This is a genomic window from Yimella sp. cx-51 (genome assembly GCF_017654605.1).
GTDB lineage: Bacteria > Actinomycetota > Actinomycetes > Actinomycetales > Dermatophilaceae > Yimella.
Genome location: NZ_CP072113.1, coordinates 1468873 through 1491075 on the forward strand (window position 1 = coordinate 1468873; position 22203 = coordinate 1491075).

General features: G+C 66.5%; 18 protein-coding genes. 12 read left to right on the forward strand and 6 right to left on the reverse strand.

Annotated elements, in window-relative coordinates:
• The first annotated feature begins 44 nt into the window (after window positions 1-44).
• From uvrA to J5M86_RS07005, 11 genes are all read left to right on the forward strand, one after another.
• Window positions 45-3116 (forward strand): excinuclease ABC subunit UvrA, encoded by a 3072-nt coding sequence (gene uvrA / locus J5M86_RS06955; protein ID WP_188060801.1) that lies wholly within the window; start codon window positions 45-47, stop codon window positions 3114-3116.
• A gap of 66 nt (window positions 3117-3182) precedes the next feature.
• Entirely contained in the window at window positions 3183-3683 is a 501-nt protein-coding gene (locus tag J5M86_RS06960; RefSeq protein WP_188060800.1) for a Rieske (2Fe-2S) protein, read from the forward strand.
• A gap of 66 nt (window positions 3684-3749) precedes the next feature.
• Window positions 3750-5753 (forward strand): excinuclease ABC subunit UvrC, encoded by a 2004-nt coding sequence (uvrC, locus tag J5M86_RS06965; protein ID WP_188060799.1) that lies wholly within the window; start codon window positions 3750-3752, stop codon window positions 5751-5753.
• A 21-nt stretch (window positions 5754-5774) separates the two neighbouring features.
• Window positions 5775-6665, forward strand: a complete 891-nt coding sequence (gene rapZ / locus J5M86_RS06970) for an RNase adapter RapZ (protein ID WP_244328528.1) — start codon at window positions 5775-5777, stop codon at window positions 6663-6665.
• Window positions 6662-7627, forward strand: a complete 966-nt coding sequence (yvcK, locus tag J5M86_RS06975; RefSeq protein ID WP_188060797.1) for a uridine diphosphate-N-acetylglucosamine-binding protein YvcK — start codon at window positions 6662-6664, stop codon at window positions 7625-7627. Before rapZ ends, yvcK begins: the two co-directional genes overlap by 4 nt.
• A gap of 61 nt (window positions 7628-7688) precedes the next feature.
• On the forward strand, window positions 7689-8669 hold the full coding sequence (whiA, locus tag J5M86_RS06980) for a DNA-binding protein WhiA (RefSeq protein ID WP_188060796.1): 981 nt from the start codon (window positions 7689-7691) through the stop codon (window positions 8667-8669).
• A 154-nt stretch (window positions 8670-8823) separates the two neighbouring features.
• A complete protein-coding gene (gene gap, locus J5M86_RS06985; protein ID WP_188060795.1) occupies window positions 8824-9828 on the forward strand; it encodes a type I glyceraldehyde-3-phosphate dehydrogenase in 1005 nt (334 codons plus the stop codon).
• 4 nt (window positions 9829-9832) lie between these two features.
• Complete coding sequence (pgk, locus tag J5M86_RS06990) at window positions 9833-11032, forward strand: phosphoglycerate kinase (RefSeq protein WP_188060794.1); 1200 nt, start codon at window positions 9833-9835, stop codon at window positions 11030-11032.
• 103 nt (window positions 11033-11135) lie between these two features.
• Window positions 11136-11936 carry a triose-phosphate isomerase gene (gene tpiA / locus J5M86_RS06995; protein ID WP_188060793.1) on the forward strand — a complete coding sequence of 267 codons (801 nt, stop codon included), beginning with the start codon at window positions 11136-11138 and terminating at the stop codon, window positions 11934-11936.
• A gap of 148 nt (window positions 11937-12084) precedes the next feature.
• On the forward strand, window positions 12085-12330 hold the full coding sequence (gene secG / locus J5M86_RS07000) for a preprotein translocase subunit SecG (protein ID WP_188060792.1): 246 nt from the start codon (window positions 12085-12087) through the stop codon (window positions 12328-12330).
• 20 nt (window positions 12331-12350) lie between these two features.
• Window positions 12351-12701: an RNA polymerase-binding protein RbpA gene (locus tag J5M86_RS07005; RefSeq protein ID WP_188060791.1), complete on the forward strand. Its 351-nt coding sequence runs from the start codon at window positions 12351-12353 to the stop codon at window positions 12699-12701.
• Window positions 12702-12790: 89 nt separating this feature from the next.
• On the opposite strand, the gene pgl is transcribed toward J5M86_RS07005, so the two are convergent.
• The 6 genes from pgl to tkt are packed head-to-tail and all read right to left on the reverse strand — an operon-like array spanning window position 12791 to window position 21010.
• Window positions 12791-13561 (reverse strand): 6-phosphogluconolactonase, encoded by a 771-nt coding sequence (gene pgl / locus J5M86_RS07010; RefSeq protein ID WP_188060790.1) that lies wholly within the window; start codon window positions 13559-13561, stop codon window positions 12791-12793.
• Window positions 13558-14499 (reverse strand): glucose-6-phosphate dehydrogenase assembly protein OpcA, encoded by a 942-nt coding sequence (locus J5M86_RS07015; RefSeq protein WP_188060789.1) that lies wholly within the window; start codon window positions 14497-14499, stop codon window positions 13558-13560. The genes pgl and J5M86_RS07015 overlap by 4 nt, the downstream gene beginning before the upstream one ends.
• On the reverse strand, window positions 14496-16040 hold the full coding sequence (gene zwf, locus J5M86_RS07020) for a glucose-6-phosphate dehydrogenase (protein ID WP_188060788.1): 1545 nt from the start codon (window positions 16038-16040) through the stop codon (window positions 14496-14498). Before zwf ends, J5M86_RS07015 begins: the two co-directional genes overlap by 4 nt.
• Entirely contained in the window at window positions 16037-17653 is a 1617-nt protein-coding gene (locus J5M86_RS07025) for a glucose-6-phosphate isomerase (RefSeq protein WP_188060787.1), read from the reverse strand. Before J5M86_RS07025 ends, zwf begins: the two co-directional genes overlap by 4 nt.
• Window positions 17650-18765, reverse strand: a complete 1116-nt coding sequence (tal, locus tag J5M86_RS07030; protein ID WP_188060786.1) for a transaldolase — start codon at window positions 18763-18765, stop codon at window positions 17650-17652. The genes J5M86_RS07025 and tal overlap by 4 nt, the downstream gene beginning before the upstream one ends.
• Window positions 18766-18805: 40 nt before the next feature.
• Window positions 18806-21010, reverse strand: coding sequence for a transketolase (gene tkt / locus J5M86_RS07035; RefSeq protein WP_244328529.1), 2205 nt, complete (start codon window positions 21008-21010; stop codon window positions 18806-18808).
• Between the two features lie 186 nt (window positions 21011-21196).
• Here tkt and J5M86_RS07040 point away from each other — a divergent pair, with 186 nt between their 5' ends.
• Window positions 21197-22168, forward strand: coding sequence for a heme o synthase (locus J5M86_RS07040; RefSeq protein ID WP_188060784.1), 972 nt, complete (start codon window positions 21197-21199; stop codon window positions 22166-22168).
• The last annotated feature ends 35 nt before the right edge of the window (window positions 22169-22203 follow it).

The following is a 22203-nucleotide window of genomic DNA, read 5'->3' on the forward strand; positions in this document are numbered from 1 at the left end:
TGGGTCGTCCAAGGAAGTGATGGTTGTCGGTGCGGACGCTTAGCATGGCGGGCGTGCCTGCACAGACCAGTTCGTCCAGCCCGTCCCGCCGCGCTCATGACCACTTGAGGGTGCAGGGCGCGCGCGAACACAACCTCAAGAACGTCACCGTCGACCTGCCCCGAGACAGCCTCGTGGTCTTCACCGGCCTCTCCGGTTCGGGCAAGTCGTCGCTGGCTTTCGACACGATCTTCGCCGAGGGCCAGCGCCGCTACGTCGAGTCGCTGTCGGCTTACGCGCGACAGTTCCTCGGCCAGATGGACAAACCCGATGTCGACTTCATCGAAGGTCTGTCGCCCGCGGTGTCGATCGACCAGAAGTCGACCAACCGCAACCCGCGGTCGACGGTCGGCACCATCACCGAGGTCTACGACTACCTGCGTCTGCTCTATGCGCGCGCCGGACGTCCGCATTGCCCGGTCTGTGGCGCGCCCGTCGGGCGCCAGACGCCGCAGCAGATCGTCGACCAGTTGCTCGCTCTGCCCGATCGCACGCGCTTCCAGGTGCTGGCGCCGGTGGTGCGCGAGCGCAAGGGTGAATACCTCGACCTTTTCGCCGAGCTCCAGACGAAGGGCTATTCGCGTGCCCGGGTCGATGGCGAGGTCGTGACGCTCGCGGAGCCGCCGACCCTCGCCAAGCAGAAGAAGCACTCCATCGACGTCGTGGTCGACCGGCTTGTCTCAAAGGGCCCGGACGACCGCACCGGTAAGCAGCGCCTCACCGATTCGATCGAGACGGCCCTCGGTCTGGCTGGCGGGATCGTGCTCATCGAGTTCGTCGATGTCGACCCGTCGACCGACGGCAGCGACGGCGAACTGCCGCGGGAGCGTCGCTTCTCCGAGAAGATGGCTTGCCCCAACAACCATCCCCTGGCGATGGACGAGATCGAGCCGCGGTCGTTCTCCTTCAACAGCCCGTTCGGCGCCTGCCCGGCATGCACGGGCCTGGGCACCGAACTCGAGGTCGACCCCGAACTGGTCGTGCCCGATGAGGACAAGTCGATCGCGCAGGGTGCGATCCTGCCGTGGACCACCAGCGGCACGTCCAGTGACTACTTCACCCGCGTCATCGGCGCGCTCGGCGATGATCTCGGGTTCTCGCTCGACACTCCGTGGCGGGCCTTGCCCGAGCGTGCCCGCGAGGCGCTGTTGCACGGCCAGAACTACAAGGTGCACGTGCGCTTCAAGAATCGCTACGGCCGAGAGCGCAGCTACACCACCGGCTTCGAGGGTGTGGTGCCGTTCATCAAGCGGCGCCACGGTGAGACCGACTCCGACTGGAGCCGGGAGAAGTACGAGGGATACATGCGCGAGGTGCCCTGCCCCACGTGCAAGGGCTCGCGCTTGAAGCCTGAGACGCTCGCGGTGACTGTGGGCGGACGCTCGATCGCGCAACTGGCCGAACTCCCGATCAACGAAGCCGCGGCGTTCTTCGAGAAGGTCGACTTCACCGCGCGTGAGCGACAGATCGCCGAGCAGGTGATCAAGGAGATCAACGCTCGCCTCGGCTTCCTGCTCGATGTCGGCCTCGACTACCTGTCGCTCGACCGGCCGGCGGCCACGCTGAGCGGCGGTGAGGCACAACGGATTCGCCTCGCCACCCAGATCGGTTCGGGCCTGGTCGGCGTGCTCTACGTGCTGGACGAGCCCTCGATCGGTCTGCACCAGCGCGACAACCACCGCCTCATCGAGACGCTCACCCGGTTGCGCGACCTCGGCAATACGCTGATCGTCGTCGAGCACGATGAAGACACGATCGCCCACGCCGACTGGGTCGTCGACATCGGTCCGGGCGCCGGCGAACACGGTGGAGAAGTGGTGCACTCCGGCCCGGTCAAGGGTCTGCTGAGCAACAAGAAGTCGATCACCGGCGACTACCTCGCCGGCCGACGTTCCATCCAGACCCCGGCGATCCGGCGCCCGAACGACGGCCGCGAGGTGGTGGTGCGCGGCGCCCGCGAGCACAACCTCAAGAGCGTCGATGTCGCGATCCCACTGGGCAATCTCGTTGCGGTCACTGGTGTTTCGGGTTCCGGCAAGTCGACCCTCGTCAACGACATCCTCTACAACGTGCTGGCCAACCAGCTCAACGGCGCCCGCCACGTGCCCGGCCGTCACCGTACCGTGGAGGGCCTCGACCACCTCGACAAGGTGGTGCACGTCGACCAGGGCCCGATCGGCCGCACCCCGCGTAGTAACGCAGCCACCTACACCGGCGTGTTCGATCACATCCGGCGATTGTTCGCCGAGACCACCGAGGCGAAGCTGCGCGGCTACCAGCCCGGTCGCTTCTCCTTCAACGTCAAGGGCGGACGCTGTGAGGCGTGCAGCGGTGACGGCACGCTGAAGATCGAGATGAACTTCCTGCCGGATGTCTATGTGCCCTGCGAGGTCTGCCACGGTGCGCGCTACAACCGGGAGACGCTGGAGGTGCACTTCAAGGGCAAGACCATTGCCGAGGTGCTCGACATGCCGATCGAGGAGGCGAAGGACTTCTTCGCCGCGGTGCCCGCGATCGCGCGGCACATGAATACTCTCGTCGACGTCGGCCTCGGATACGTCCGCCTGGGTCAGCCTGCGCCGACGCTCTCCGGTGGTGAAGCCCAGCGCGTGAAGTTGGCTGCCGAACTGCAGAAGCGTTCGACCGGACGCACGATCTATGTGCTCGACGAGCCGACCACCGGTCTGCATTTCGAGGACATCCGCAAACTGCTCGGTGTCCTGCAGGGTTTGGTCGACAAGGGCAACACGGTCGTGGTCATCGAGCACAACCTCGACGTCATCAAGTCGGCCGACTGGGTGGTCGACATGGGGCCCGAGGGTGGTTTCCGCGGTGGCTCCGTCGTTGCCCAGGGCACGCCCGAAGATGTGGCGCAGGTGGAGGCGAGCCACACCGGACGCTTCCTCAAGCCACTGCTCGACACCGACGGTGCCCGTCCTTCGCAGCAGCGTTCGTCCACTTCACGCAATGGCGCCACGGCCAAGAAGGCTGCTTCGGCGGCCAAGGCGAAGACACCTGCGCGCAAGGCATCTGGCGCTGCGAAGAAGTCGACCCGGAAGGTCACAGCCAAGTCCTAACCCGCTTACGGCATTCATCCGGCTCTGGTGAGCAAGGATGGACGCAGACCGACTCAAGGAGTGTTGATGACCGAATCGAACCTTCCCACCGATGGCACGAACCGTCGATCAGTCCTGCGCGGCATGAGCGTCGTCGCGGCAGCCGGCGGTCTGGCGGCTTGCAGCAAGGAGGAGCAGGAGGCAGCCAAGTCGTCCGCGTCGAGCCTGGCCTCCGACGCCAGCACCAACGTCTCCTCGGCCGCGCAGTCGGCGTCCACAGCCGCCTCCGAGGCCGTGTCCGGCGGCGTGAGCGTCCCGAAGTCGAAAGTGCCGGTCGGCAGCGGTTTTGTCGACAAGGACAACAAGTTCGTCGTGTCGCAGCCGACGGCCGGCAACTTCAAGGCGTTCAGCAACATCTGCACCCACGAGAAGTGCGCCATGACACGTGTCGACGGCGACGCCATCGTCTGCGGGTGCCACGGAAGCGCGTTCTCGTTGGCCGACGGATCGGTGATCAACGGCCCGGCGGATAAGGCGTTGGACGAGAAGAAGGTCGGCGCCGACGGCGACAACCTCAAGATCTCCTGAGCTCGAACGCTCACCGGCACCGGCAGCCCGCACAGGGTTGTCGGTGCCGCTTCATAAGGTGGAGCAGTGCCTGACCCCTCGACCTACCGACCCAAGCCCGGCGACATCCCCGTCGACCCGGGCGTCTACCGCTTCCGCGATCCCGACGGCCGGGTGGTCTACGTCGGCAAGGCGAAGTCGTTACGCAGCCGGCTCTCGTCCTATTTCCAGGACATCACCGCACTTCACCCGCGCACCCGCACGATGGTCACCACCGCGGCATCGGTGGAGTGGACGGTCGTGCGCAACGAGGTGGAAGCACTGCAGCTGGAGTACTCCTGGATCAAGGAGTTCGACCCTCGTTTCAACGTCAAGTACCGCGACGACAAGTCGTATCCCTACCTCGCGGTCACGATGGGCGAGGAGTTCCCGCGGGCGCAGGTGATGCGCGGGGCCAAACGCAAGGGCACCCGCTACTTCGGTCCGTACGCGCATGCCTGGGCCATTCGCGAGACGCTCGACCAGTTGTTGCGGGTTTTCCCGATCCGCACGTGCAGCGCTGGTGTCTTCAAGCGTGCGGGCCAGGTCGGTCGACCCTGCTTGCTGGGCTACATCGAGAAGTGTTCAGCGCCGTGTGTCGGCAATGTGAGCGCCGACGAACACCGAGAGATCGTCGAAGACTTCTGTGACTTCATGGATGGCAACACTGGCCGCTTCGTCAAGCGTCTCGAGCAGGCGATGAAGCAAGCCAGCGCCGAACTCGACTTCGAGACCGCCGCCCGACGCCGCGACGACATCGGCGCCCTTCGTAAATCGCTCGAGCACAGCGCCGTGGTGCTCGGTGATTCCACCGATACCGACGTCTTCGGTGTCGCTGACGACGATCTCGAGGCGGCCGTCCAGGTCTTCCACGTGCGCGGCGGCCGGGTGCGAGGTCAGCGCGGTTGGGTGGTCGACAAGGAAGCAGAAGGCGATGTCGGTCTCGCCGATGTCATCCAGCGGCTGCTGCAACAGGTGTACGGCGAGGAGGTCGGCCAGTCCGTACCCCGGGAGGTGCTCGTGCCGATCCTGCCCACCGATGTGGAGGCGATGGGGGAGTGGCTGAGTGGACGACGCGGCTCCCAGGTGTCGTTGCGGGTGCCGCAGCGGGGCGACAAGAAGACGCTCGCCGAGACGGTCACCCGCAACGCCAAGCAGTCGCTGGCCCGCCACAAGGTGGCGCGCGCCGGTGACCTCTCGGCCCGCAGCCAGGCCTTGCAGGACATCCAGGAATACCTCGACCTTCCCCAGGCGCCGTTGCGCATCGAGTGCTACGACATCAGCCACGTGCAGGGCACGAATGTCGTGGCCGGCATGGTCGTCTTCGAGGACGGCCTGCCCCGCAAGGGCGAGTACCGCAAGTTCCTCATCCGCGGCACCGAAATGCCCGACGGCGAAGTACGCGTCGACGACACCGCCGCGATGGACGAGGTGCTCACCCGCCGCTTCAAGCGGTATCTGGCTGACCGCGAGAACGCCGGCGACGTCGAACTCGACGACTCCGAGCTCGACGACACCCCGGCGGTGTCGGGCCCGATCGACGAGACCACCGGCAAGCCGCGACGCTTCGCCTATCCGCCGCAACTCGTCGTCGTCGACGGCGGCAAGCCGCAGGTCAGTGCAGCGACCCGGGCCTTGGCCGCACTCGGCATCGACGACATCCCGGTGGTCGGGTTGGCCAAGCGTCTCGAAGAGGTGTGGATAGAGGGTGACGACCACCCGGTGATCCTGCCGCGCACGAGTGAGGGCCTCTACCTCCTGCAGCGGGTGCGTGACGAGGCGCACCGTTTCGCGATCAGTTTCCACCGGCAACGTCGCAGCAAGGCGATGACCACCTCCGTGCTCGACGACATCCCAAAGTTGGGGGAGGTACGTCGTAAGGCCCTGTTGAAGAAATTCGGTTCGGTGAAGAAGTTGCGGCAGGCCGAGGTGGCCGAGTTGGAGGCGGTCGACGGCATCGGTCCGGCCCTCGCCCGAGCGATCTTCGACCATCTACGCAAGGATGAGAGCGCACCGGCGATCAACGTGACGACGGGCGAGGTGCTGGAGTAGGAGCGTATGAACAGCCAAGCGATGACTGATGCCGAACGCGACAGGCACGAGGTGCTCGTCCTGACCGGTATGAGTGGGGCAGGACGCACGAGTGCGGCCAATGTTCTGGAGGACAGCGGCTGGTACGTCATCGACAACCTGCCGCCGCAGATGTTGTCGCCGATGGCGGAGCTGCTCACCGCCAATTCCGATCGCACCCCCTCCAAGCTCGCCGCCGTCGTCGACGTCCGGTCGCGTGCCTTCTTCACCGACTTCCGCGACGGCCTCGATCGCCTGCGCGACGAGGGTTGGCGCCCGACGGTGCTCTTCCTCGACGCCACCGATGAGGCGCTGGTGCGGCGCTTCGAGTCGGTGCGGCGTCCGCATCCGTTGCAGGGCGAAGGACGCATGCTCGACGGCATCCAGCGGGAGCGCGAGACCTTGCGCGACCTGCGCGCCAACGCCGACGTGCTGATCGACACCAGCGGACTCAACGTGCACCAGCTGACGGCCAAGGTGCGGCAGTTCCTGGGGCCGGAGGACGGCGCCGAGGTCAAGCTGCGCATCGCGGTGCTGTCGTTCGGTTTCAAGTACGGCATCCCGCTCGACGCCGACATCGTCTTCGACATGCGCTTCCTGCCCAACCCCTTCTGGAACCCCGAGCTACGACCCTTCACCGGCAAGGACCAGGTCGTGTCCGAGTTCGTGCTGGCGCAGCCGGGAGCGAGCGAGTTCCTCGACCGCGCTGTCGACATGCTCGAGCCCATGCTGGCGGGTTATCTGCGCGAAGGCCGCAGCTACGTCACGATCGCCGTCGGCTGCACCGGCGGCAAACACCGATCGGTGGCGATGTCCGAAGCGCTGAGATTGCGTCTCGACGGCGAGGACGGCATCCGTGCAGTGGTCGTACACCGCGACCTGGGTCGCGAATGACGGTCCGGGCCGAACGTCGGCCTGGTCGGTCGCGTCCTGCGGTCGCCGCACTCGGTGGCGGCCACGGCCTGTCGGTGTCACTGCAGGCGTTGCAGTTGCTCACCGACCAGATCACCGCGATCGTCACCGTCGCCGACGACGGCGGCTCCAGCGGCCGCTTGCGCAAGGAATTCGACATCCTTCCTCCAGGTGACCTACGGATGGCGCTGGCGGCATTGTGCGACACCACCGAGTGGGGTCTGCAGTGGCGCGACGCCCTGCAGCACCGGTTCGCCGGTGACGGCCCCCTGGGTGGCCACGCGCTCGGAAACCTCATCATCGCTTCACTCTGGGATCTCCTCGGCGACCCGGTGGCCGGCCTCGACTTCGTCGGTCAACTGCTCGGCGCACGCGGACGAGTCCTGCCGATGTCGACCGAACCGCTGCAGATCCGGGCGATGGTGCGCGGCGTCGGCGACGACCCGAACGGCCTCGCCGAGGTGATCGGGCAGGTGGAGGTGGCCACCACCCCCGGACGCGTCGAGTCGATCAGGCTGTTGCCCGACCCTCCGCTCGCCTGCCGGGAAGCAGTCGAAGCCATTCACGACGCCGATTGGATCATCCTCGGTCCGGGCTCGTGGTTCACCTCGGTGATGCCCCACCTGGCCGTTCCCGACCTGCGTGAGGCACTGGTGCAGACCCGTGCTCACCGCTTGCTCACCCTCAATGTCGTGCACACCGGCGAGACCGAGGGCTTCACCTCTGCCGATCTGCTCGACGTCCTGGTGGCACACGCACCGGAGATCCATTTCGACGTGATCCTGGTCGACCCGGCCGCCGTCGAAGGCCGCGAGGACCAGTTGCGTGAGGCTGCGAGCAAACTTGGGGCACAGGTCGCGGTGCGTCCGGTGGCCAAGCACGACAAGTCCGGCACCCACGACGCACTGCTTCTCGCCGCGGCATACCGCGACCTGCTCGGATAGCCGGACGGGCGGCCACTCACCCGCAGCACCTCGGAGTCCAACCAGTGAGAAGATGGCCGGCATGGCCATGACATCCGCGGTGAAGGACGAACTCAGTCGACTGCCGGTCACCAAGACCTGCTGCCGGAAGGCTGAGATATCGGCGATCCTGCGTTTCGCCGGTGGTCTGCACATCGTCGGTGGCCGCATCGTGATCGAGGCCGAACTCGACACCGCCAATGCCGCCCGCCGGCTGCGACGGGACATCGCTGAACTCTACGGCCAGGTGGCCGAGGTCGTGGTGATGAGCGCCAGTGGTCTCCGACGCACCAGTCGCTACATCGTGCGGGTCAGCCAGGACGGTGAGGCACTGGCCCGGCAGACCGGCCTGATCGACGGTCGCGGACGGCCGGTGCGCGGCCTGCCGCCCCGGGTGGTCAACGGGTCGGTGTGCGATGCCGAAGCGGCCTGGCGCGGAGCCTTCCTCGCCCACGGCTCACTCACCGAGCCCGGACGGTCGTCGGCGCTCGAGGTCACTTGTCCCGGACCCGAGGCAGCCCTCGCGCTGGTCGGCGCAGCCCGCCGGATGGGTATTTCCAGCAAGGCCCGTGAGGTGCGCGGTGTCGACCGCGTGGTGATCCGCGACGGCGACGCGATCAGCCAGTTGCTCACGCGCCTGGGCGCGCACGACTGCGTGCTGTCGTGGGAGGAGCGTCGGATGCGCCGCGAGGTGCGCGCCACTGCCAACCGGCTCGCCAACTTCGACGACGCCAACCTGCGCCGCTCCGCCCGCGCGGCCGTCGCCGCCGGAGCGCGCGTCGAACGCGCGCTGGAGATCCTCGGTGACGAGGTGCCCGAGCACCTCGCGCACGCTGGGCGCCTCCGCTTGGAACACAAGCAGGCCAGTCTCGAAGAACTCGGCCAGCTCTCCCAGCCGACGATGACCAAGGACGCCGTCGCGGGGCGCATCCGCCGCCTCTTGGCGATGGCCGACAAGAAGGCCGATGACCTCGGCATTCCCAACACCGAGGCCGGTCTCACCGCCGACATGCTCGACAACTGATCGAAGGCGTCTCGCGGGTCAGCCCAATTGCAGTTACCCCGCAGTATTCCCCTAGGGTCGTGAGGGGAAACCTCGTGCGCTTCCGGCTTTGCCGAATCGGCACGAATGCCCCGTCTGCAGTTCGGAACCGACTCCCAGAAAGGGATGTGTCACCGTGACCGTCCGCGTTGGAATCAATGGCTTTGGCCGTATCGGCCGCAACTTCTACCGGGCCATCGTGGCCTCCGGTGCTGATGTAGAGGTGGTGGCGGTCAACGACCTGACCGACAACCAGACCCTCGCGCACCTGCTCAAGTACGACTCGATCCTGGGCCGCCTCGACGGCGAGGTCACCCACGACGACGAGTCGATCACCGCCAACGGCAAGAAGATCGCCGCGTTCGCCGAGAAGGACCCGTCGGCGCTGCCGTGGAAGGACCTCGGCGTCGACGTCGTCATCGAGTCGACCGGCTTCTTCACCGACGCCGAGAAGGCCAAGGCGCACATCGACGCCGGTGCCAAGAAGGTCATCATCTCCGCTCCGGCGAAGAATGAGGACGTCACGATCGTCATGGGCGTCAACGACGACAAGTACGACCCGAAGTCGCACAACATCATCAGCAACGCCTCCTGCACCACCAACTGCTTGGCGCCGATGGCCAAGGCCCTCAACGATGCGATCGGCATCGAAAAGGGTCTGATGACCACGATCCACGCCTACACCCAGGACCAGAACCTGCAGGACGCACCGCACAAGGACCTCCGTCGCGCCCGCGCAGCCGCCCTCAACATCGTCCCGACCACCACGGGTGCTGCCAAGGCTGTCGCCCTGGTGCTGCCGGAGCTGAAGGGCAAGCTGGACGGCTACGCGTTGCGGGTCCCGACCCCGACCGGTTCGGCCACTGACCTCACCTTCGAGGCCTCCAAGGAGGTCACCGTCGAAGAGGTCAACGCCGCAGTCAAGGCTGCCGCCGAGGGCCCGCTCAAGGGTTACCTGGTCTACACCGAAGACCCGATTGTCTCCAAGGACATCGAGACCGACCCGTCCAGCTGCATCTTCGACGCCGGCCTGACCAAGGTCACCGGCAACATGGTGAAGGTCGTCGGCTGGTACGACAACGAATGGGGTTACTCCAACCGCCTCGTCGACCTCGTCGAGCTCGTCGGCAAGGACCTCTGAGCCGATGCAGACCATCGATGACCTGGGCGACCTGTCGGGCAAGAAGGTGCTGCTGCGCAGCGACCTTAATGTGCCGCTCGACGGCAGCACGATCACCGACGACGGCCGCATCCGTGCCTCCGTCCCGACGATCAAGAAGCTCACCGACCAGGGCGCTCAGGTCATCGTCTGCGCCCACTTGGGTCGTCCCAAGGGTGAGCCCGAAGCGAAGTACTCCCTCGAGCCCGTCGCAGGGCGCCTCGGCGAACTGCTGGGCGCCGAGGTCACCTTCGCCACCGACACGGTGGGGGAGTCGGCCAAGGAAAAGGTCGGCGCCATGAAGGATGGCGACGTCGTGCTCCTGGAGAACCTCCGTTTCAACGCCGGCGAGACCAGCAAGGACGACGCCGAGCGCGGAGCCTTCGCCGAAGAACTCGCTTCACTGGCAGACGTTTTCGTCAGTGACGGCTTCGGCGTCGTGCACCGCAAGCAGGCCTCGGTGTACGACATCGCGAGCCGTCTGCCCCACGCGGTGGGCGACCTGGTGCAGGCCGAGGTCAAGGTGCTCGAGCGCCTCACCAAGGACCCTGAGCGCCCGTACGCGGTCGTGCTCGGCGGTGCGAAGGTGAGCGACAAGCTCGGTGTGATCGACAACCTGCTCAAGACCGCCGACCAGTTGGTGATCGGTGGCGGCATGGTGTTCACCTTCCTCGCGGCCCAGGGCCACGAGGTGGGCAAGAGCCTGCTGGAGAAGGACCAGATCGACACCGTCAAGGGCTACCTCGACGACGCCAATGCCAAGGGTGTTGAGATCGTGCTGCCCACCGATGTCGTTGCGGCATCGGAGTTCTCGGCCGACGCCGACCACGAGGTCGTCGCAGTCGATGCGATCCCGGCCGACCGCATGGGTCTCGACATCGGTCCGGAATCGGCCAAGGCTTTTGCCGACGCAGTGCGTTCGGCGAAGACCGTCTTCTGGAACGGCCCCATGGGTGCGTTCGAGATGGAGCCGTACGCCGCCGGCACCAAGGCACTCGCCGAGGCGCTGGTGGAGGCGACGAGCAACGGAGCACTCACCGTCATCGGCGGTGGCGACTCCGCTGCGGCCGTGCGTCAGCTCGGGTTCGCCGATTCCGATTTCACGCACATCTCCACCGGAGGTGGCGCGAGCCTGGAGTACCTCGAGGGCAAGGCGTTGCCAGGCCTCGATGTGCTCGACGACTGAGGTATTTCTCACCGGCCCGACCGGATGGAATGACACGCTGTCGGATGCGGTGGGGGAAAGATCACCCACCGCATCCGCTTCATATCAAGGAAGTGACACGCACATGGCTGACACCCGTACGCCGCTGATCGCCGGCAACTGGAAGATGAACCTCGACCACCAGCAGGGCACCGTCCTGGTGCAGAAGCTGGACTGGACGCTGCGCGACGGCAAGCACGACTTCAACGCCGTTGAGGTCGCAGTGATCCCGCCGTTCACCGACCTGCGCTCGGTTCAGACGCTCATCGACGGCGACAAGTTGAAGCTCAAGCTGGGCGCACAAGACCTCAGCCAGCACGACGAGGGTGCCTACACCGGCGACATCGCCGGCGTCTTCCTGCGCAAGCTCGGCGTCGAGTACGTCGTCGTGGGTCACTCCGAGCGTCGCGAGTACCACCACGAGACCGACGAGATCGTGGCCGCGAAGGTCAAGGCCGCCTACAAGAACAACCTCACCCCGATCCTGTGTGTCGGCGAGAAGTTGGACGTGCGCCAGGCCGGCGAACAGGTCGAGTACGTGCTCTCCCAGGTGCGCGCCGCGTTGGAGGGTCTGCCGGCTGGTGAGGCGGAGTCGATCGTCATCGCCTACGAGCCCGTCTGGGCCATCGGCACCGGTGAGGTGGCAACGCCCGCCGACGCGCAGGAAGTCTGCTCCGCGATCCGCGGCGAGCTCGCCTCGCTGTACGACCAGAAGCTGGCTGACGGCGTCCGGGTGCTCTACGGCGGTTCAGTGAAGTCGGGCAATGTCGCCTCGATCATGGCCGAGGGCGATGTCGACGGCGCGCTCGTCGGCGGTGCGAGCACCGACCCAGCCGAGTTCGCCAGCATCTGCCGCTACCAGCAACACCACGGCGGGCAGAACTGATCAACTGCTGATCAGCGGTCGATCGACTGACCGCAATTGATGGCCGACGGGGCATGTGCTGACTGCATGCCCCGTCGACATGCCGTAAAGTTTGACAAGTTGTTGCCCGACGGCGGCAACAGATTCTCGACGAAGGTGAGTTCCTGACGTGGATGCGATGCGCATCGCCCTCCAGGTGCTGGTTGTGCTGAGCAGCCTGTTCCTGGTGCTGTTGATCCTGATGCACAAGGGCAAGGGTGGCGGTCTGTCCGACATGTTCGGCGGCGGCGTCAGCAGCAGCCTCGGTGGCTCCTCGGTCGCAGAGAAGAACCTCAGCCGCTTCACGGTCATCGCCGGGCTCATCTGGGTCTCGGCCATCATCGGTCTGGGCTTGATGGCCCGGTTCTCGGCCTGATACGAAGGGAAGCAACGTAAATGGCAGGTGGAAACGCAATTCGCGGAAGCCGCGTCGGTGCTGGACCGATGGGCGAAGCGGAGCGGGGCGAGTCCGCGCCGCGCGTGATCGTGTCGTACTGGTGCTCCAACGGGCATGAGACCAAGCCGAGCTTCGCGCAGGAGCCGGGCATGGTGATCCCCGAGCAATGGGACTGCCCTCGCTGTGGATTCCCCGCCGGTCAAGACCAGGAGAACCCGCCTGCGCCGCCGAAGGCCGAGCCGTACAAGACGCACCTGGCCTACGTGAAGGAGCGTCGCTCCGACGCCGAGGGTGCCGTGATCCTGGACGAAGCCCTCGAGACCCTGCGCGGACGCGGTCTCATCAAGTGAGCTGAACAGCTCAGGCTCAAGCAACGAAACGGGGGCTCCCGGACCATCGGTCCGGGAGCCCCCGTTCGTACTGTGCTAGCCGGTCGGCGTCAGCCCTGCTCCAGCTGGCCAGCAGCATCATCGTCCAGCCACCAGGTCGTCCCGATCTGGCCGTCGATCACCGAGGCCGGGCATTCCCACGAGTCGGGCTTGCCGAAAGCGCGCGCGACGGCCTCGGCCTTGTCCGCACCGGCGACCATCAACCACGCCTCCCGGCATTCGGCCAGAGCCGGGAAGGTGAGGCTGATGCGCGTCGGCGGCGGCTTGGGGGAGTCGTTCACCGCGATCACGGTGGTGTCTTCGGCGAGTTGGTCCTGGTGCTGGGGAAACAGCGACGCCACGTGTCCGTCAGGGCCCATGCCCAACATCAGCACGTCAAAGGTCGGCATCGGCAGCTTCTCCGCCAGTCCGTCGGTGGTGCTGTCGCTCCAGCGTGCGAGTTCGTCGGCGTAGGCCTGCGCGCCGGCGGCGACGTCGCCGTCGTTGTCATCACTGCTCGGCATACGGTGGATGTTGCCCTGCGGCACGCCCAGCTTCTTCAGCCCGGCATCCTCGGCCTGCTGGTCGTTGCGTTCGGCGTCTCCTGCTGCGACGAAACGCTCATCGCCCCACCAGATGTGCACCTGCGACCAGTCACGGTCGTCGTTGTTGCGCGCTGCCCAGGCCTTCATGAGCTCTTGGCCCATCGAACCGCCGGTGAGCGCGACATGTGCCTGCAGGCGGCTACGCAGCGCTTCGTCGATGCGGTCGTCCAGCGCAGCGGCGATCGCCTGGGCCAGCTCGGACTTGTTTGCTCGGGTCTGGATCGAACGGTCGGTCATGACTTCTTCGCTTTCGTCGAACTCTTGGTCTTCACCAGGTCGAGCCCCTGCAACGCATCGCGGTAGACCTCATCCTTGTCGAGGCGGCGCAGTTCCTCGGCCAGAGCCCCCGCCGTGGAGGGCCGCGGAAGCGGGAAGTGACGCGGCTGCTGACCGGGTTGCGTCAGCGTCGCGTGTTCGGCTTCGGAGCGCTCCAACACGATCGCCCCGCTCGCACGCTCCATCGTCACGCTGATCAACCCACGCCCCTTCGCGCCGTCGACCCGCTCCACCGGACAACGCAGCCGAACAGCGAGCCAGGCGGCCACGAGGTCACTGCTCGCCGAATCGGAGGCGCCCTTGACGGTCACTGCAGTCACCTGCTCGAACGGCTCCTGGTCGAGCGTTGTCGCCAGCAACGCACGCCACCGCGTCGTGCGGGCCCAGGCCATGTCGGTGTCACCGTGGGTGTAGTCGTCGGCACGCACCGCAAGCTCCCGGCGAGGATTGCTCGTCGTGGCCGCGTCGGTGATCCGTCGCTGGGCCAGGCGGCCGACCGATGAGCCGGCCAGCTCCTTGGGGCCGGCGCCGGGCCACCATGCGACGACGGGGGAGTCGGCCAGCAGCAGTGGGATGACGACGCTGCCGCCGTGATCGACGAGTTCGCCGGCGAGGCGCAGCACGATGAGCTCGCTCACCCCGGCCTCGCCACCGACCCGGATCTGCGCATCCAGGCGGCTGCCTCCACGCTTGCTGCCAGCCACCAGCACCAGGATGCGGCTCGGGTGTTCATGACTCGCTTCGGCAGCCGCCTCGATCGCGTCATCGGCGTGCTCTTCGTCGGTGACGATGACCAGGGTCATGACCCCGCCCTGGGTAACTGCGCCGACCTGTGAGCGCAGTCGGACCAACTGCTTGGAGACGTCTCGGGTGCTGCAGTCGGGCAGATTGACGATCACGGCAGCCTCCAGGCCCGGCCATCGGCCTTCATCATCGTGTCGGCGGAGGTCGGTCCCCAGGTGCCGGCGTCGTACTGCTGCGGCTTGCCCGACCTTGCCCAGTAGCGTTCGACTGGGTCGAGGATCTGCCAGGAGAGGTCGACCTCCTCGTGCCGCGGGAAGAGCGGTGGATCGCCCAGCAGGACGTCGAGAATGAGCCGCTCGTAGGCCTCCGGGCTGGACTCGGTGAAGGCATTGCCGTACGCGAAGTCCATGGTGACGTCACGCACCTCCATCGAACCCGCGCCGGGCACCTTCGACCCGAAACGAATCGTCACACCCTCGTCGGGCTGCACCCGGATCACGATGGCGTTCTGACCCAGTTCTTCGGTGGCTGTCTGCTCGAAGGGCAGGTGTGGGGGACGTTTGAAGACGATGGCGATCTCGGTGACCCGCTTGCCAAGCCGTTTACCGGTGCGCAGGTAGAAGGGAACTCCGGCCCAACGGCGAGTCGCAATCTCCACCTTCAGCGCCGCGTACGTCTCGGTGGTCGAATTGGCTGCAATGCCTTCCTCGTCGAGGAAGCCGATCACCTTCTCCGAGCCCTGCCAACCGGCGGCGTACTGGCCACGAGCGCTGTGCTTACCGAGGTCGGAGGGCAGCCGTGTGGCCGCGAGGATCTTCTCCTTTTCGGTGCGAATCGCCTTGGCGGAGAAGGAGTTCGGTTGTTCCATCGCGGTGATCGCCAGGAGTTGCAGCAGGTGGTTCTGCATCACGTCACGGGCGGCGCCGATGCCGTCGTAGTATCCGGCGCGGCCACCGATACCGATGTCCTCGGCCATCGTCATCTGCACGTGGTCGACGTAGTTGCCGTTCCACACCGGTTCGAACATCTGGTTGGCGAAGCGCAGCGCCAGGATGTTCTGCACCGTCTCCTTGCCCAGGTAGTGGTCGATCCGGAAGACCGAATCCGCAGGGAAGACGGCACTGACGATGTCGTTGAGTTCCTGCGCGCTCTTGCGGTCGTGCCCGAAGGGCTTCTCGATGACCACCCGTCGCCAGGTGCCCTTGCGCGGTGTCGACAGTCCGCTGCGTTCGAGTTGCTGACAGACCATGCCGAACGATGACGGCGGGATCGACAGGTAGAACGCGTGGTTGCCGCCGGTGCCGCGTTCCTCGTCGAGCTCGGCCACCACTTCGGCGAGCCGGTCGAAGGCCTCGTCGTCGTCGAAGGCGCCCTGGACGAAGCGCAGGCCCTTGCAGAGGTCACTCCAGACCTCCTCGGAGAACTCCGTGCGGGCACCGCTCTTCACCGCATCGTGGACGACACGCTCGAAGTCTTGGTCTTCCCAGTCGCGACGTGCGAAACCGACCAGGGAGAAGCCCGGCGGCAGCAGACCTCGGTTGTAGAGGTCGTAGATCGCCGGTAGCAGTTTCTTACGAGCCAGATCGCCGGTGACGCCGAACATCACCATGCTGCTCGGCCCGGCGATGCGCGGGAGACGGCCGTCGGCCGCCTCCCGCAGCGGGTTGACCCCGCGGGCGACGCGGGCCGGGCTCACGAGGCCTGGTGCTGCGTGGCTGATCGGATTGCTTGGAGCAGCTCCGAGGAGCCCTGCTCGTGGTCGAGGAGGTGCAGGCGCAGCACGGGGCGTCCCTTGTCGGCCAACACCTTGGCGTCGCCGGCGGCCTGCGAACCGATGAAGTCGCCGAAGGTGAACTCCCGACCGGGCACCGGAAGGTCTTCCTGACCGGCCGTTGTGATCTGCAGGTAGACGCCGTTGGCCGGGCCACCCTTGTGGTACTGACCGGTGGAGTGCAGGAAACGCGGGCCCCAACCGAAGGTGACCGGACGGTCGATCTTCTGGGCGAAGAGCCCGGTGACATCGGCCAGCGAACGGTCGGCAATGCGGTCGAGGTAGGCCATGATCGCCAGGTAGCCGTCACCGGGCACCTGTGCGAGCAGCGCGCTGATCGCGTCGGCGGTCGTGGTTGCGTCACCGAGCCAGTCGCCGTCGGCCCGCACCTCGATGCCGCCGTCGGTGAATGCGGGCTCGTCGGCCGTGCTCGAATCGGAGTCGAGCAGTTCGCGCGCGGCCTGCTTGGCGGACTCGACATCGGGCTGGTCAAAGGGGTTGATGCCGATCAACCGCCCGGCGACGGCCACCGCAACCTCCCAGAGCAGGAAGCTGGCTCCGAGCGAACCGGCGACGTCGACCGAATCACCTTCGGGCGCAGCAGCATCGGCACCGACGAGATAGGCGTACAGCTCGTCGGACGCCTGGCTCGTCACGGGCGCATCGCCTGCGACGATCGGCAGCAGCCCCTTGCCGAGCTTGCCAGTGCTCTCGGCGATCAGCTGCTCGGCCCAGTCACCGAAGCCGTCCGCGGACGTGCCCGCGTCGATGAGCACCAACTTGTCGCGCAGCGGGTCGGTGCCACCGATGGCCGCACCGAGCACGAGCGCGGGGTTGTCGGCGGAATCAGCCGCGAGCTGCTCGTCGACGGCTGCTGCTTCGTCCAGCAGTTTGCCGATGTCGGCACCGGCCAGACCGCTGGGCACCAGACCGAAGGCGGTCAACGCCGAGTAGCGTCCACCGACATTCGGATCAGCGTTGATCACGGTGTAGCCGTCGGCGCGCGACTGCTCATCCAGGGGGCTACCCGGGTCGGTCACCACGACGATGCGTTCGGTGGGGTCGATGCCAGCCTTCTCGAAGGCGTCGATGTACGCGCGGCGTTGCGAATCGGTCTCGACGGTGGATCCCGACTTGGACGACACGACCACGACGGTCTCGTCGAGGCGGTCTTCGAGCGAGGCACGCACCATGTCGGGCTGGGAGCTGTCGAGCACGGTGATCGGCACGCCCGCGGTGGCGCAGATGACCTCCGGCGCCAACGACGAACCGCCCATGCCGCAGAGGACGACATGGGTCAAACCCTTGTCCTGCAACGACTTACGCAACTGCTCGATCTGATCGACCAGCACCCGCGACTGCTCGGCGAGGTCGACCCACGACAGACGCTTGGAGGCTTCGCTCTCGGCGTCCGGACCCCACAGCGTGGCGTCCTGGGCAAACAACCGACTGGCGACCTTGTCGCTCACCAATGCGTCGAGGTGACGCTCAACCGCCTCGGACGCCGCACCGGACGTGCGAACCGACAGATCGCTCACTTCCCGACCGCCTTGTCGAGCTCGCCCTGCAGCGAGGTCAGCAACTCCGACCAGGAGTCCTCGAACTTGCTGACACCTTCGTCCTCGAGCACGGCGACGACGTCGTTGTAGTCGACCCCGAACGAGTCGAGCTGAGCGAGCACCTCGCGGGCGCGCTCGTAGTATCCGGTCACCTGGTCGCCGTCGACCTGGCCGTGGTCGGCCACGGCCTCGAGGGTCTTGGGCGGCATGGTGTTGACGGTGTTCGGCGCCGCGAGGTCGACGACGTACATGGTGTCCTTGTACTCCGGGTTCTTCACACCGGTGGAGGCCCACAGCGGACGCTGCACATGTGCGCCCTCGTCAGCCAGCGACTGCCAGCGCGGCGTGGAGAAGACCTCCTCGAAGGCCTGGTAGGCAAGGCGCGCGTTGGCGACGCCGGCCTGACCCTTGAGGGCGGTGGCCTGCTCGGTGCCGATCTCGTCGAGGCGCTTGTCGATCTCGGTGTCGACCCGGGAGACGAAGAACGACGCGACCGAACGAATGGTCGAGAGGTCTTTGTCGGCAGCCTTCGCCTGCTCCAGCCCCTCCAGGTAGGCGTTCATCACATCGCGGTAGCGGTCGAGGGAGAAGATCAACGTCACGTTGACGCTGATGCCTTCAGCCAGCGCTGCGGTGATCGCCGGCAGGCCCTCACGGGTGGCCGGGATCTTGATCATGACGTTGGAGCGGTCGACGCGTGCCCACAGCTTCTTGGCCGCCTCGATGGTGCCGTCGGTGTCCTTGGCCAGACGCGGGTCGACCTCGATCGACACGCGCCCGTCCTGACCGTCGGTGCTCTCGTAGAGACCTCGGAACTGGTCGCAGGCGGTGCGGACGTCATCCGTGGTGATCTCGAAGACCGCCTGGTCGACGTCGGCGCCCTTGCCGGCCAATTCCTTGACCTGGGTGTCGTAGGCGGCGCCGTCGGAGAGAGCCGTGGCGAAGATCGTCGGGTTGGTGGTGACACCGACGACATTGCGCTCCTCGATCAGCTTCGCCAGGTCGCCGTCGGACATCAGGGTGCGGCTCAGGTCGTCCAACCAGATCGAGACGCCGACCTCGGACAGGGCCTGGGTGTTCTTGTTGCTCATGTCGTTCCTCTCAGTGGGAATCGTGTGCGTCGAGAAGTTGTCAGTGGTTCAGCGGCCAGGTGGGCACTTCGACGTCGACGCCGGGGGTGGCATCTGCGGACGTGGCGTCGGTGATCGACTCCTGCGCCGCGGAAACCACGTGCTCCGGGGTGATGCCGAACTTCTTCAGCACCAGTGCGCCGTCGGCCGAGGAACCGAAGTGCTCGATCGACACGCACCGACCGGCGTCGCCGACGTAGCGGTGCCAGGGCATCGAGATGCCGGCCTCGACGCTCACTCGCGCCTTGACGCTCGGCGGGAGCACCTCGTCGCGGTAGCTCTTGGGCTGCTGGTTGAACCACTCGAGGCACGGAGCCGACACGACACGGGCCTGAACGCCCTTGTCGGCCAGAGCCTTTCGCGCTTCGAGAGCCACGGAGACCTCGGAGCCACTGGCGATCAGGATGACGTCCGGAGTGCCTTCGGTGTCGGCGAGCACGTACGCGCCCTTGGCGACATTGTCGGGCGAGGCGTACTCGGAACGATCGATGATCGGCAACGCCTGGCGCGACAGGACCAGACCGGCGGGGTTGTCGGTGTTCTCCAGGATCGTGCGCCACGCCGCAGCGGTCTCGTTGGCGTCGGAGGGGCGCACGACGTCGAGCATCGGGATCGCCCGGAGCGCCGCGAGGTGCTCGATCGGCTGGTGCGTGGGGCCGTCCTCACCCAAGCCCACGGAGTCGTGGGTCCAGACGAAGGTGACCGGGATGTTCTGCAGGGCGGCCAGGCGGACGGCCGCGCGCATGTAGTCGGAGAACACCAGGAAGGTGCCGCCGTACGGGCGGGTGAGGCCTTCCAGGGCAATTCCGTTGAGCGCCAGACCCATCGCGAACTCACGTACACCGAAGTGCAGGGTGCGGCCGTACGGCCCGCCCTTCCACTCCGCGGTCTGGCGATCGCTCGGGATGAACGAGGGCTGGCCACCCATCGTGGTGTTGTTCGACTCCGCGAGGTCGGCCGAGCCGCCCCAGAGTTCGGGCATGACGTCGGCCAGCGCGGTCAGCACCTTGCCCGATGCGGCCCGGGTGGCGATGCCCTTCTCGTCGGCGTCGAAGGTGGGGAAGGCGTCGGCGAAGCCCTCCGGCAGTTCGCGCGCGACGAGGCGGTCGAGCAGTTTCGCAGCATCGGCGTTCGCCGAACGCCAGGCCTCGTACGACGTGTTCCACTCGGCGCGGGCCTCCTTGCCGCGCTTGACGACCTCGCGAGCGTGGTTGATCACCGCGTCGCTGACCTCGAAGGTCTTGCGTCCGTCGAAGCCGAGCAGCTTCTTCAGGCCGGTGATCTCCTCCTCGCCCAGTGCCGAGCCGTGCGACTTGCCGGTGCCCTGCTTGGTGGGGGCAGGCCAGGCGATCACGGTGCGCAGGATGATCAGGCTGGGCTTGGTGGTCTCGGTCTTGGCCTTCAGCACCGCGGCGTGGAGTGCGTCGACGTCCTCGACGTAGTCGGGGTCGGTGGTGCCGTGCTTGCGGCGCCAGGGCACCTCGATGACTTCCCAGCCGTAGGACTCGTAACGGCCCTTGACGTCCTCGCTGAACGACACGTCGGTGTCGTCCTCGATCGAGATCTGGTTCTGGTCGTAGATCGCGATGAGGTTGCCGAGGTTCTGCGTGCCGGCCAGCGAACTGGCCTCGCCGCTGACACCTTCCATGAGGCAGCCGTCACCGGCGATCACGTAGATGAAGTGATCGAAGGGGCTGGTGCCGGGGGCCGCGTCGGGGTCGAGCATGCCGCGCTGACGGCGCTGGGCCATCGCCATACCGACGGCGGAGGCGAAGCCCGAGCCGAGCGGTCCGGTGGTGATCTCCACACCGGTGGTGTGGGTGACCTCCGGGTGCCCGGGGGTGGCCGACTCCCAGGTGCGCAGGGCCTCCAGGTCAGGCAGTTCGAGTCCGTAGCCGGAGAAGTAGAGCTGGATGTACTGGGTCAGGCTCGAGTGCCCGGCCGACAGCACGAAGCGATCGCGACCGATCCAGTGCGGATCGGAGGGGTCGTGCCGCATGACGTTCTGGTACAGCAGGTACGCAGCCGGCGCGAGGCTGATCGCCGTGCCGGGGTGGCCGTTGCCGGTCTTCTGCACGGCATCGGCAGCCAACAACCGAGCGGTGTCGACAGCGCGGATGTCGAGGTCGCTCCACCCGACGGTCTCGGCCTTCGGCAGGGTCAGGCTCTCGTCGCGTCCGGCGATGGGGGAGGCGTCCGTGCTCACGTGTGGTGGCTCCTTCGTGCTGGGTGCATGCATTCCATGTCGAGCCTAGTCCTGCAAACCGCCGATGTGTTGAGCGCGTCCAGCCGCCGTTCGGGGAGCAGATAGACTCTTGGCGGCGTTGCACCACGCAACCCGGCTGCAGGGCAAGTTCCCGCGCGTGAACCGATGTGAAATCTCACGAGAAGGATGACGGTGACCACGATCGAGCCTCGTACGTCTGACCGTACCGATGACCTTCGATCCACCGACCGCTCGCTGCGCACCGTGATCGGCAACTACGTCGCGCTCACCAAACCCCGCATCATCGAACTCCTGCTTGTCACGACCTTCCCGGTGATGTTCCTCGCCGAACGCGGCATCCCCAACGTGTGGTTGATTCTCGCCACGCTCATCGGTGGTTCGCTGTCGGCCGGCTCGGCCAATGCCTTCAACTGTTACCTCGACCGCGACATCGACAAGTTGATGCACCGCACCGAGGGGCGCCCGCTGGTCACCGGCGCGATCAGCCCGCGCAACGCGTTGATCTTCGCCAGTGTGCTCGGTGTCGTGTCGACGCTGTGGCTCGGCTTCCTGGTCAACTGGCTCTCGGCCGCCCTGTCGGTCGGTGCGCTCCTGCTCTACGTCGTCTTCTACACGATGCTGCTCAAGCGCCGCACCTCCCAGAACATCGTCTGGGGCGGCGTCGCGGGCTGCATGCCCGTGCTGATCGGCTGGTCGAGCGTGACCAACTCGATGTCCTGGGCAGCGGTGGTGCTCTTCCTGGTCGTCTTCTTCTGGACGCCCCCGCACTACTGGCCGCTGTCGATGCGCTTCAAGGACGACTACGCCAATGCGGGTGTGCCGATGCTGCCGGTGGTCGCACGCGACACCGCTGTCGCCCGCCAGATCGTCATCTATTCCTGGGTGACCGTGCTGCTCACACTGGCCCTGGTGCCGGTGGCTCCGATGGGCTGGATCTACACCGTTCTGGCCGTGCTGTCGGGTGGGTTGTTCCTCTTCGAGGCGCACAAGCTGCAGGTCCGCGCGAAGCAGGGCGTGTCGTACGCCGTGCTGAAGCCGATGCGGCTCTTCCACTATTCGATCAGCTATCTGACGCTGGTCTTCCTCGGTGTCGCCATCGACCCGCTGCTCTACTTCGCGTTGCCCGGCCTGAGCTGACGGCGCCCGCGAGCGGCCCCGCCCCGGTGGTGCTG